9 protein-coding genes are annotated in these 12,740 nt (G+C 64.9%); 2 read left to right on the plus strand and 7 right to left on the minus strand.

Annotation, left to right across the window (positions count from 1 at the left end):
* The first annotated feature begins 147 nt into the window (after positions 1-147).
* Both DND132_RS00775 and DND132_RS00780 read left to right on the plus strand, forming a co-directional pair.
* A complete protein-coding gene (locus DND132_RS00775) occupies positions 148-1,785 on the plus strand; it encodes a peptide-binding protein (protein WP_014320799.1) in 1,638 nt (545 codons plus the stop codon).
* A gap of 15 nt (positions 1,786-1,800) precedes the next feature.
* Positions 1,801-4,014, plus strand: coding sequence for a RelA/SpoT family protein (locus DND132_RS00780; protein WP_014320800.1), 2,214 nt, complete (start codon positions 1,801-1,803; stop codon positions 4,012-4,014).
* A gap of 86 nt (positions 4,015-4,100) precedes the next feature.
* On the opposite strand, the gene DND132_RS00785 is transcribed toward DND132_RS00780, so the two are convergent.
* The 7 genes from DND132_RS00785 to DND132_RS00815 form a co-directional block, all read right to left on the minus strand.
* Complete coding sequence (locus DND132_RS00785) at positions 4,101-4,556, minus strand: hypothetical protein (protein ID WP_014320801.1); 456 nt, start codon at positions 4,554-4,556, stop codon at positions 4,101-4,103.
* A gap of 266 nt (positions 4,557-4,822) precedes the next feature.
* Positions 4,823-5,209: a cytochrome c3 family protein gene (locus DND132_RS00790; protein WP_014320802.1), complete on the minus strand. Its 387-nt coding sequence runs from the start codon at positions 5,207-5,209 to the stop codon at positions 4,823-4,825.
* 196 nt (positions 5,210-5,405) lie between these two features.
* Positions 5,406-7,169 carry an amino acid ABC transporter permease gene (locus DND132_RS00795; protein ID WP_014320803.1) on the minus strand — a complete coding sequence of 588 codons (1,764 nt, stop codon included), beginning with the start codon at positions 7,167-7,169 and terminating at the stop codon, positions 5,406-5,408.
* 71 nt (positions 7,170-7,240) lie between these two features.
* A complete protein-coding gene (locus DND132_RS00800) occupies positions 7,241-8,065 on the minus strand; it encodes an ABC transporter substrate-binding protein (protein WP_014320804.1) in 825 nt (274 codons plus the stop codon).
* Positions 8,066-8,140: 75 nt separating this feature from the next.
* On the minus strand, positions 8,141-8,869 hold the full coding sequence (locus DND132_RS00805; RefSeq protein ID WP_014320805.1) for an amino acid ABC transporter ATP-binding protein: 729 nt from the start codon (positions 8,867-8,869) through the stop codon (positions 8,141-8,143).
* Between the two features lie 166 nt (positions 8,870-9,035).
* Entirely contained in the window at positions 9,036-10,397 is a 1,362-nt protein-coding gene (locus tag DND132_RS00810) for an L-serine ammonia-lyase (RefSeq protein ID WP_014320806.1), read from the minus strand.
* Positions 10,398-10,420: 23 nt separating this feature from the next.
* Positions 10,421-12,604, minus strand: a complete 2,184-nt coding sequence (locus DND132_RS00815) for a malate synthase G (protein WP_014320807.1) — start codon at positions 12,602-12,604, stop codon at positions 10,421-10,423.
* Positions 12,605-12,740: the final 136 nt, after the last annotated feature.

Here is a 12,740-nt window from a genome sequence, read left to right on the forward strand (position 1 = left end):
ATGGAACACCGCCGATGGGCAAGCTGGATTTGTTTTCCCCCATGTCCATGTGGACCCTTGGCTTTTCGCACCCGTTGGTCCATACTGGGAACATCAGCCATGCTCGCATAATTGTATGGGCCAACCAAACTGTTTTTGCAAGGGAAAATGAGACTCGCGAACCTGATTGCCTGCCTGCTTTGCGCACTGTTCCTGACCGCCTGTTCCGACGGCGGAGGACCGGCCACGCCCGTGCCTCCGGTGAACCCGGCCGACATCCCGGCCGAGCCCGAATCGGGCGGCACGCTGGTCCAGCCGACCATCGGCGAGCCGAGCAACCTGATCCCCATCCTGGCCACGGACGGGTCCTCCCACGAGATCGCGGGCCAGATTTACGTCGGCCTGCTCAAGTACGACAAGGACATCAACCTGGTGCCCTACGCGGCCGAGTCCTACGAGGTCCTCGACAACGGCAGGCTGCTGCGCTTCAAGCTGCGCGAGGACATTTACTGGACCGACGGGGTCCAGCTCACGGCCGACGACGTGGAGTTCACCTACCGTCTGACCATCGACCCCAAGACGCCCACGGCCTATGCGGGCAACTTCAAGCTGGTCAAGGAATTCCGCAAGACCGGCAGATTCTCCTTCGAGGTGACCTACGACAGGCCGTTCGCCAAGGCCCTGGTCTCCTGGGCCACGGACATCCTGCCCAAGCACCTCCTGGAGGGCGAGGACCTGCTGAACACCAGGTACAGCCGCGCACCCGTGGGGGCCGGGCCGTACATGCTCACGGAGTGGACCGCGGGCAGCCAGCTGGTCCTGACGGCCAATCCGAATTTCTTCGAGGGCAAGCCGTACATCGACCGCATCGTCTACCGCATGATTCCGGACATGGGCACCCAGTTCCTGGAGCTCAAGGCCGGGAACCTCGACATGATGGGGCTCGATCCCCTGCAATACCTCTACCAGACCTCCGGGCCGGGCTGGGACGGCAGTTTCCAGAAGTTCGAGTTCCTGGCCTCGGGCTACACCTTCCTCGGCTTCAACTTCAAGCACCCGTTCTTTCAGGACGTGCGCGTGCGACAGGCCGTCGACTACGCCATCGACCGCCGCGAGTTGGTCAAGGGCGTGCTCTACGGGCTGGGCGCGGCGGCCAACGGGCCGTACAAGCCGGGCACCTGGCAGTACGACATGAACGTCAAGCCGCGCCCCTATGACCCGGCCAAGGCCCGCGAGCTCCTGGCCGAGGCGGGCTGGACCGATTCGGACGGCGACGGCTGGCTGGACAAGGACGGCAAGCGGTTCGCCATCTCGATCATCACCAACCAGGGCAACACCCAGCGCATCAAGACCGGGGTCATCCTCCAGCAGCGGCTCAGGGACGTGGGCATCCAGGTCTCCCTGCGCACGGTGGAGTGGGCCGCGTTCATCAAGGAGTTCGTGGACAAGGGCCGTTTCGACGCCATCATCCTCGGCTGGAACATCCTCCAGGACCCCGACATCTACGACGTGTGGCATTCCTCCCAGGCCGTGGACGGCGGGCTGAACTTCACCCGCTACGTCAACCCCGAGCTGGACGAATTGCTGGAACGGGGGCGGCATCTGGTCGGGCAGGCGGCGCGCAAGCCCCTCTACGACCGGGTGCAGGAGATCCTGCACGACGACGCGCCCTATTGCTTTCTCTACGTGCCCATGGCCCTGCCCATCGTCCAGGCCCGGATTCAGAACATCAAGGCCGCCCCGGCGGGAATCTCCTATAATTCCGAAAAGTGGTGGATACCGCGCGGGCTGCAACATCAGCCGTAACACGGACGGACATATATGATTCGCATCAACGAAATCACCGACAAGGTGGCCTCATACATCAAGGACCCGGACCTGGATCTGATCCAGCGGGCCTACGTCTTTTCCGCCCAGGCCCACGACGGCGTGGTCCGGCGGTCCGGCGAGCCGTACATCTCGCATCCCATGAACGTGGCCTACCTCCTGGCCGACATGCAGCTGGACGAGGCCACCGTGGCCGCCGGGCTGCTGCACGACACCGTGGAGGACACGGACACCACCGTGGACGAGATCGAGGAGCTGTTCGGCTCGGACGTGGCCGACATCGTGGACGGCGTGACCAAGATCAGCCGCATGGACTTCGAGTCCAAGGCGGTGCAGCAGGCCGAGAACATCCGCAAGCTCATCCTGGCCATGGCCGAGGACATCCGCGTGCTCATGGTCAAGCTGGCCGACCGCCTGCACAACATGCGCACGCTCGAGTACATGAAGCCGGTCAAGCAGCGGCTCATCGCCCAGGAGACCCAGGACATCTACGCGCCCCTGGCCAACCGGCTGGGCCTGCACCGGGTCAAGACCGAGCTTGAGGACCTCTGCCTGCGCTACCTGCGGCCCGACGTCTATGCCCAGCTCTCCGAGGCCGTGCACGAGCACCGCGCCGCGGGCGAGCCGTACATCGACAAGGTCATCGGCCTGATCACCGACATGCTCAAGAAGAACAAGATCAAGGGCAGGGTGTTCGGCCGAACCAAGCATCTGCACTCCATCCAGGTCAAGATGGAGCAGCAGGGGCTGACCTTCGACGAGATCTACGACCTCATCGCCTTCCGGGTCATCGTCGGCTCGCTCAAGGACTGCTACGCCGTGCTCGGCCTGATCCATGCGGCCTGGCGGCCCGTGCCCGGCCGGTTCAAGGACTACATCTCCATCCCCAAGGCGAACATGTACCAGTCGCTGCACACCACGGTCATGGGGCCGGACGGCGAGCGCATCGAGATACAGATCCGCACCGAGGAGATGCACCGCATCGCCGAATACGGCGTGGCCGCCCACTGGCAGTACAAGGAGGTGGGCAAGGGGGCCAAGAAGGGCAAGACAGCAGGCCGGCGCGACGCCGAGCGGTACACCTGGCTCAAGCAGATCATGGACTGGCAGCGCGAGCTGTCCGACCCGCGCGAGTTCATGTCCTCGCTGCGGCTGGAGATGTTCCAGGACGAGGTCTACGTCTTCACCCCCAACGGCGACATCAAGGAGTTGCCCGACGGGGCCACGCCCGTGGACTTCGCCTATTCCATCCACTCCGAGGTGGGCGACAAGTGCGCCGGGGCCAAGGTCAACGGCCGCATCGTGCCGTTGCAGTACCGGCTCCAGAACGGCGACTCGGTGGAGATCATCACCGACAAGAACCGCGTGCCCAGCCGGGACTGGCTCAAATTCGTCAAGACCGCCAAGGCCCGGACCCGGATCAAGCACTACACCCGCACCGTGGAAAAGGAGCGGGCCATCAGCCTGGCCAAGGAGATGCTCGAGAAGGAAGGCCGCCGGGTGGGCATCAACATGCAGAAGGCCATCAAGGACGGCGAGCTCATCAAGCTGGCCGGGGAGTTCAACTGCGGAAGCGTGGACGAGCTTCTGACCCAGATCGGCTTCTCGCGCTTCACTCCGCGCAAGGTCGTCAAGCGCCTCTACGCGGTCCTGCACGGCGAAACCCTGGACGAGCGGAAGCTCAAGGAGAAGGCGGCCGTCGCCACGGAACCCGAGGAAGAGCAGCAGCCCTCGGCCCCCTCGCCCGTGGAGATCGGCAAGAAGCCCAAGGCCGACGGGTTGCAGATTTCCGGTGTGGACAATGTGCTGGTCCGCTTCGCCTCCTGCTGCAACCCCCTGCCCGGCGAGCCGATCATCGGCTACATCACCCGGGGCCGGGGCGTGACCGTGCACCGCATCGACTGTCCCAACGTGGGCCACTTCGAGGACGAACGCCTCATCCAGGTCAGCTGGGAGGGTGTGGAGGAGAAGCCGTATCCGGCCAAGGTCAAGATCAAGTGCCTGAACAAGCCGGGCATGCTCGGCCGCATCTGCTCCATGCTCGCGGACCTGGACGTGAACATCGACTCCGGCGAGTTCGAGTCCAAGGTGGACGGCACCACGCTGCTCAACTTCACCGTGGAGGTCAAGGATCTGGACCAGCTCTACTCCGCCCTGGCCGAGGTCAAGAAACTCAAGGCCGTGAAGGAGGCCATCCGCGTCTCCTGATCCCGGCATTCCCCTGAAAACGAGAAAAGGCCCGCCTGAGAGCGGGCCTTTTCTTTTGGAGGAGGGGCGGACCGCGTCGGGCGCGGCTAGTCGGTGGCCAGGATCTGGAGGGAGAGCATCTGGCCGCCGCCGATGCTCAGGTAGGAACCCTGCACCGAGGAGGTGGTCACGTTCCGGTGGCCGGTGTGCACCTCGCGCCGCACCTCGCGCGGACGTTGGCCCTGAAAGTGGCGGCCCTGAAAGCGGTGTTCCTGATGATGGCGGGGGGAGTTCGCCTGCTGATGGCGCACGTTGTGGCCCGGCTGCATGAAGCGTTGGCCGGACATGCCGGGAGCGGACTGCCGGACGCCCTGGTTGCCCTGGTTGTGATAGGACTGGTTGCCCTGGTTGTGGAAGGACTGGTTGCCCTGTCGGCTCTGCTGGTTGAACTGGCGGACGGCCTGGCCGTGGTTGTCCCGGCCGTTGTTCCCGGGACCGGCCCAGGCGGAAGCGGTGAAGCCGAGCATGCACAGGGTCAGGGTCAGGATGATGAAGCGTCGCATAATGTCTCCTTGGTTTTGGTTTCGTTGATTTCAATATGGCAAGGGGTGTGCCATTTCTTAACATGCTGTTTACTTTGATAATATTTTTTATCGTTTCGCGGCGGAGCGCAGGGTTTGCGCACGCGTGCGCGCCGGTGGGAAGGTTCGGTCGGTGGCGGCGTTCCCTGCGGCCGCCCCGGATGTCCCGTCCGGAGGCCTCGGCCTCCCGGAAACGGGAAGGCCCGCACGGGGCGGGCCTTCGGGGTGTGGGGGATGGGGTATGGAGGTTATTGGTGGCACTGCTTGCAGGAGGCCGGGGCGGGCTTGCCGTCCTTCTTGGCGGTCTTGTGGCAGCCCAGACAGCTGCGGTCGGTGTCCTTGCCGTGGAAGGCGGTGTAGAAGGCGGTCTCGCCCTTCTTGCCGGGCTGGTCGTGGCAGCCGGAGGAGCCGCACGCCCTGATGTCGGACTTGCCGTCCCAGGTGTGGTGGCAGGTGGTGCAGTCGGCGGCCCGGTTCAGGTGAGCGCCGTGGGGAAAGTCCACCGGCGACTTGACCGCTTCCATGGTCTTGGGCGGTTCGAGCCGGAGGGTGTCCGGGGCCGTGGGCCCGGCCCAGGCCGAAGCGGCCAGTCCGAGGGAGCACAGGGCCGTCAGGGTGATCAGAATACGTCGCATGATGCCTCCAATGGTTTGCGTTCGTGTTACTGTACGCATCGCAAGGCGTGTGCCATTTACAACCGGCTGAAATATTTGAAAGGAAAAATACGTCCGTTGCGGGCATGCGCACATGTTGCGCACGTTTGGCGCCGGGAACGCAAAAAGGGGGAGCACCGAAGCGCTCCCCCCTTGTCTGGTCATGTTCCGGGACCGGCTACATCTCGATGCGCACGGTCTCGGGGCTGAGTTTGCGTTCGAGGCGTTTGGCGTAGAGGCTCATGAAGTAGCTGAAGACGAAGTAGAGCACGGCCACGGTTGTGTAGATCTCGAAGGGGTAGACCATGATCCGGTTGTTGATGGCGTAGGCCGCGCGGGTCAGCTCCATGACGCCGATGATGTAGGCCAGGGAGGTGTCCTTGAAGGCGGCGATGAACATGCCGACCAGAGCGGGGAGCATCTGCTTGAGGGCCTGGGGCAGGACGATCTTGCGCATGGTCTGGAGGTAGGTCAGGCCCGAGGCCTTGGCCGCCTCCACCTGGCCGGGCGGGATGTTCTCGATGCCGCCGCGCACGGTTTCGGCGATGTAGGCGCCGAAGAAGAAGGTCATGGCGATGGTCGCGGCCCAGAAGGCCTGGACGTCCACCTTGAAGACGAATTCGAGGATGGCCTGGTAGAACCACAGGATGACCAGGATGAGCGGCACGCCCCGGATGAGTTCGATGTAGAGCAGGCAGGGGATGCGGAAGACGCGGTTGTGCGCGGTGCGGCCCATGCCCACCACAAGGCCGATGAAGAAGCTGCCGGTGATGGAGATGGCGGCCATGAGCAGGGAGCCGGCCAGGCCGCCCAGGCCGTAGCAGAACTCGGTCTCGTCGCCGTTGGGGAAGCGCCAGATGAGCAGGGTTTTGAGGTTGGCCCCGATGATGGCCCAGTTGAAGTGCACCAGGGCCACGGCGATCTTGTAGAGGACGTAGGCCAGGGCGGCGACGAAGAGGATCTTGAGGGCCAGGATGCACTGCCTGGCGAGTTGGCGCAGGGCGCCGCGCAGGGGCGAGACCGTGCGCTGGTCCGGGCTCTTGCGGAAATACCAGAAGACGTATTCGAGCTTGCGGCCGAGGAAGTCGAAGGGCCAGAAGAGGACGTCCGCCACCCTGCGCAGGGGGGTGATGCGGTCGCGGGGCATGATCTTGAGGCGCTCGTTGACGATGTAGAGGATGCCCGCGATGGACAGGGACAGACCGAGGTAGACCACGGTGGCCACGGAGAAGGCCTCGAAGGTCCGGTAGGTCAGGGAGTACACCTCGGTCATGGACCAGCACAGTTCGGTCACGCCGATGGTCATGGCCAGGGAGGTGTTCTTCATGTTGTTCAGGAACTCGCTGCCCAGCGGCGGAATGATCTCGCGGAAGGCCAGCGGCAGGATGACCTTGCGCAGGGTCTGGGGAAAGGTCAGGCCCGAGGAGTAGGCGGCTTCGAGGAGCCCCTTGGGAATGGACTGGATGCCCGCGCGGATGATCTCGGCCATGAACGCGCCGGTGAAGATGCCGCAGCCCACGGTGGCGCACCAGAATTCGAAGTTCATGTCGAACAGCTTGAGGCGCAGTTCCTCGGGAAAGGCGTAGGGCAGGGCGAAGTTCCAGAAAAAGAGCTGGATGAGCAGCGGGGTGTTGCGGAAGAGCTCCACGTAGCAGGTGGAGAACCAGTAGACCGGCTTGAAGGAGGACAGCCGGGCCAGGCCGAAGACCGTGCCCATGACCAGGGCGATGGCCGCCGAGTAGACGGTGATGGTCAGGGTGGTGTTGATGCCGTTGAGCATCAGGTGGCCCATGTGGCCGTACTGGCCCTCGACGGCGAAGACCGCCCAGTCGAAGTCGTACTTGAACTCGAATATGAAGGCGAAATAATAGACGACCAGGCCCGTCAGGACCAGGAGGGTCAGGTTCTGGACCCAGATTTTCTCGAAATACCGTTTTATCATCGTGCTCTTTTACAGGAAGAGGGTCCCGGAGCGGTTGGCTCCGGGACCCGTTTCATGCTTCTCGACGGGGCCTACGGCCACATCTCGATCTTGGAGGTCAGCGGGAAGGGATACTGGGAATCCGGGCCGAACCACTTGTCGTAGATCTGCTTGTAGGTGCCGTCCTTCCAGATGTCCTGGAGGGTGAAGTTGATGGTGTCGCGCCACGCGGAGTCGTCCTGGGGCAGGCCGATGCCGTAGGGCTCGTCGGAGATGAAGTCGCCGACCAGTTCGAACTGGCCGGGCACCTTGGCGGCGTAGCCGAGCAGGATGGTGGAGTCGGTGGTGATGGCCTGGACGCGGCCGGAACGCAGGGCCTCGAACATGGCGACTTCGCCGTCATACCCGGTGACGGACGGGTTCGGGTTGCCCAGTTCCTTCAGGTAGGCGGTGGCGTTGACGATGGAGGTGGTGCCCTGCATGGAGCCGACCTTCATGTTGGCCAGGTCCTTGACGTCCTTGACCGTGCCCTTCTTGGCCAGGAACTTCTGGCCGTCGAAGAAGTAGGTGATGGAGAAGTCGATCTTCTCGTCGCGCACGCGCTTGTGGGTCATGTTGGACAGGACCATGTCCACCTTGGGCGGGTTGGTCTGGACGAAGGAGATGCGGGTGTTGTTGTTGACCACGACCTTCTCGAGCTTGCAGCCGAGGCGCTTGGCGATCTCGGTGGCCATGTCGACGTCGAAGCCGACCCACTCGTTCTTGTCGTCGATGAAGCCGAACGGGATGCCCTGGTTGGACAGACCGACCTTGAGGGTCTTCGTGGACATGACGCGGTCGTAGGTGGGACCGGCGTACGCGAAGGAAGCGGCCAGGACCAGCAGCGCGGCCATGGCGGTGATTTTGAGAACTCTCATGTACCTCTCCTGATTGTTGAGTTCCTATGAAAAAGCCCTTGTCGGACACCGTGTCCGGCAAGGGCGCTGATGCCTTTAATGGCTGAGAATCTTGCTCAGGAAGTCCTTGGTCCGGTCGGATTGCGGATTGTGGAAGAACTCCTCGGGCGTGTTTTCCTCGACCAGGTTGCCCTCGTCCATGAAGATGACGCGGTCCGCCACCTCGCGGGCGAAGCCCATCTCGTGCGTGACGCAGACCATGGTCATGCCCTCGCGGGCCAGGGACTTCATGACGTCCAGGACCTCGTTGATCATCTCGGGGTCCAGGGCGGAGGTGGGCTCGTCGAAGAGCATGATCTTGGGCTGCATGGCCAGTCCTCGGGCGATGGCCACGCGCTGTTGCTGGCCGCCGGAGAGCTGGGACGGGTAGGCCCCGGCCTTGTCAGGGATGCCGACCTTGCCGAGCAGGTCCATGCCGATGGCCGTGGCGTCGCCCCGGCTCATGCCGCGAACAAGCGTCGGCGCCAGGGTGATGTTCTCCATGACCGTCATGTGCGGGTAGAGATTGAACTGCTGGAAGACGAAGCCGACCTCGGCGCGCAGCAGGGTCATGTTCGTGCGCGGGTCGGAGACGTTCATGCCGTCCACCAGGATGTCGCCTTCCTGGATGGGCTCGAGACGGTTGATGCAGCGGATCATGGTCGATTTGCCGGACCCGGAAGGCCCGCAGACCACGACCACTTCACCCTTGGTCACGCTGAGATTGATGTTTTTGAGGACCTGGAAGTCCCCATACCATTTGTTGACGCCTCTGAAAGAAATCACTGCGAACTCCCAATAGAAAAATGGGCAAAAGCCAAGAGCATTTTTTAGCAGGGAAATGGCTGAAAAGCAACCAAAATTCTCCCCCCGGCCGGTGCCGCTGAACCTTGTTCAGCGTCCGGCCGGGGGGCGAGAACGGGGGCGCCGGACCGGTCGGCCCGGCGGATCGTCAGCATTCCGTGAAGCTTAGGGCCAGGCCCGCCTCGGAAGTCTCCTTGTACTTGTTGGACATGTCCCGGCCGGTCTGGGCCATGGCCCGGATGGCCTTGTCCAGGTCCACCTTCTGGTAGCTCTCGTCCAGGGTGGAGGCGATCAGGTAGGCGTTGAAGGCCTTGACCGCGCCCATGGCGTTGCGCTCGATGCACGGGATCTGGACGAACCCGCCCACCGGGTCGCAGGTCAGCCCCAGGTGGTGCTCCAGGGCGATCTCGGCGGCGTTCTCCGTGACCTGGAAGCGGTAGCCCCGGGCGTAGGCGATCATGGCCGCCGCCATGGTCGAGGCCACGCCCACCTCGCCCTGGCAGCCCACTTCGGCCCCGGAGATGGAGGCGTTGTGCTTGCACAGGAAGCCGATGGCGCAGGCGGCCAGCAGTCCCTCGCGCACCTCGGCCTGGAGGGCCCCGGTGTGGCGCTTGAGCATGAAGATGATGGCCGGGATCACGCCCGCCGCCCCGCAGGTGGGGGCGGTGACCACGCAGTGACCGGCCGCGTTCTCCTCGGAGGCGGCCAGGGCGTAGGCGTTGAGCGCCTTGATGAAGCCCGGTCCCTGGAAGTACTCCTGCCGGGCGCGGTCGTACATGGCCGCGGCCTTGCGCTGGAGCCCGATGGGGCCGGGCAGCACGCCCGAGGTCCGGATGCCGTTCTCCACGGCCTGCTCCATGACCGCGACTATGTGGTCCAGCCCGAGGTTGATCTCCTCCTCGGTGGCCCCGGTGATGGCCATCTCGTTGGCCAGGATGAGCTCGTGCAGGCGCAGGGACTTGTCCCGCAGGTGCTTCTTCAGCTCGGCCATGGTCGAGTAGGGGTGGACCGGCTCGCCCCGGTCCGGTTCCTCCCAGCCCTCCCAGCGCAGGAATCCGCCGCCCACGGAGTAGTAGATGCGCTCCAGCAGGACGCGGTCCCCGGCCTTGAGCCGGAAGATCATGGTGTTGGGGTGGGCGTAGTCGTGCTGGATGGCGTCCATGATGATCCGGCCGGGGGCGTAGGCCAGGGTCCGGCCGCCCAGGTCCAGGTCGAAGGGTTTGTCCTTGTCCATGAACTGCTCCAGGGTGTCGGCCCGGCAGGTGTCGGGCTGGGAGCCGAGCAGCCCGGACAGGATGGCCCTGGGCGTGCCGTGGCCCTCGCCCGTGGCGGACAGGGAGCCGAACAGCCTGATTTCGAGGTCGTCGGCCGCCAGGCGGTTCTCGTCCGGCAGCTCCCGGATCAGGCGCATGAAGTCGAATCCGGCCCGCATGGGGCCGATGGTGTGCGAACTGGACGGGCCGGGGCCGATCTTGAGCAGTTCGAAGATGGAGGTGGTGACGGGCACCATGTTCGTGTCTCCTGGTTGACGGGTTACGCGGCGGCCTTCACCTGGCGGCGCCGGGCGTGGAGGATCGGTTCGGTGTAGCCGTTGGGCTGGCTCGCGCCCTTGAAGATCAGGTCGCGGGCCGCCTGGAAGGCGAAGCTCCCGTCGAAGTCCGGGGCCATGGGCCGGTAGGCCGGGTCCCCCTGGTTCTGGCGGTCCACCACCTCGGCCATGGCCTTGAGGGTCTTCAGAACCGCCTCTTCGGTGCAGATCCCATGGCGCAGCCAGTTGGCCAGGTGCTGGCTCGAGATGCGCAGGGTGGCCCGGTCCTCCATGAGGCCCGTGCCGCTCAGGTCCGGGACCTTGGAGCAGCCCACGCCCTGGTCCACCCAGCGGACCACGTAGCCGAGGATGGACTGGCAGTTGTTGGCCAGTTCATGGGCCACGTCCTCGGCCGAGGGGCGCTCCCCGCGCATGAGCGGCAGGGTGGTCAGGATGTCCAGGGAGGCGCGCATCTTCCCGGCCAGCTCGCGCTGGCGGGCGAACACGTCGGTCTGGTGGTAGTGCAGGGCGTGCAGGGTGGCGGCCGTGGGCGAAGGCACCCAGGCGCAGTTGGCCCCGGCCCTGGGATGGACGCCCTTGGTCTCGACCATCTCGCGCATCATGTCGGGCTTTGCCCACATGCCCTTGCCGATCTGGGCCCTGCCCGAGAAGCCGCAGGCCAGGCCGATGTCCACGTTCCAGTCCTCGTAGGCCGCGATCCACGGTTCGGCCTTGATGGCCTCCTTGCGGACCATGGGCCCGGCCTCCATGGCCGTGTGGATCTCGTCGCCGGTGCGGTCCAGGAAGCCGGTGTTGATGAAGATGACCCGTTCGGCCGCCTGCCGGATGCACTCCTTGAGATTCAGGGTGGTCCGCCGCTCCTCGTCCATGATGCCGACCTTGAGGGCCAGGGCGGGCAGTCCCAGGACCTTTTCCACGGCCGCGAACAGGTCGCGGGTGAAGGCGACCTCGGCGGGCCCGTGCATCTTGGGCTTGACGATGTACACGCTGCCGGTCCTGCTGTTGCGCCAGCGGCCGTCGCCGTTCAGGTCGTGCAGGAAGATCAGGCCGGTGGCCAGGGTGTCGAGGATGCCCTCGGGCACCTCCTCGTAGCCGTCGGGCCCGTCCATGAGCACCGCGTCAGTGGTCATCAGGTGGCCCACGGTGCGGACCAGGAGCATGCTCCGGCCCGGCAGGGTCACGGTCCCGCCGCCGGGCGCGGCATAGGTCCGGTCGTCGTTCAGGGTGCGGGTCACGGTCCGGCCGCCCTTGTCGAAGCTGGCCGTAAGGTCGCCCATGACCAGGCCGAAGAGATTCAGGTAGGTCAGTCCCTTGTCCTCGCCGTCCACCACGGCCACGGAGTCCTCGCAGTCGAGGATGGTGGACATGGCCGACTCCAGGACCACGTCCTTGATGCCCGCCGGGTGGTCGCGGCCAACTCGGTGCTCGGGGTCGAACCGCAATTCGATGTGCAGGCCGTTCTTGACGAAGAGCAGGGACTTGAGCGCGCCGTTCTCCTCCACATACCCCGCGAACTGGTCCGGGTCGCGCAGGGCGGTGGTCCGGCCGTCGAGCAGGGTCACGGCCACGGTCCTTCCCGCCGGGCCGTCGGTCACGGCAAAGGCCGTGGCGTCGCGGTGGGCGCCGTCGGCCAGGGGCACCGCCGTGTCCAGGTGGGCGGCGGCCCAGGCCATGACCTGCTGGCCGCGCCGGGGGTCGTACCCCTTGGCCGGGACCGCGTCCTTCTCGATGACGTCCGAGCCGTACAGGGCGTCGTACAGGCTGCCCCAGCGGGCGTTGGCCGCGTTCAGGGCAAAGCGGGCGTTGGTCGCCGGGACGACCAGCTGCGGCCCGGCGATGGTCGCGATCTCGGGGTCCACGTTTTCGGTGGTGATGGTGAAGTCCCCGCCCTCGGGCACGAGATAGCCGATCTCGCGCAGGAAGGCGTGGTAGGTCCGCTTGTCCCCGGGCTGGCCCGGATGGGCCCGGTGCCATTCGTCCATGGCCGCCTGGATGCGGTCGCGCTCGGCCAGCAGTTCGCGGTTGCGCGGGGCAAAGGCCCGGAACACGCTTTCGGCTCCGGTCCAGAAGGCGGTTTCATCCAGTCCGGTTCCTGCCGATATGGTCCTGACGGCTTCGGCGAGATTCCCGTCTATGGACAGGCCGCCGATCTCTATTCTTTGCGTCACATTCACTCCTGATGGGGCTGGGTTACGGAACGGTCTCCAAGGGAGACATTCTTACCAGATTGCCCGGAGTCGTGGAGCAATGCAACCCCCATCGACTTTTTTCACACCGCGTTTTGCATATCAGGGGATTGTTTCC

The organism is Pseudodesulfovibrio mercurii (assembly GCF_000189295.2).
Taxonomy (GTDB): Bacteria; Desulfobacterota; Desulfovibrionia; order Desulfovibrionales; family Desulfovibrionaceae; genus Pseudodesulfovibrio; species Pseudodesulfovibrio mercurii.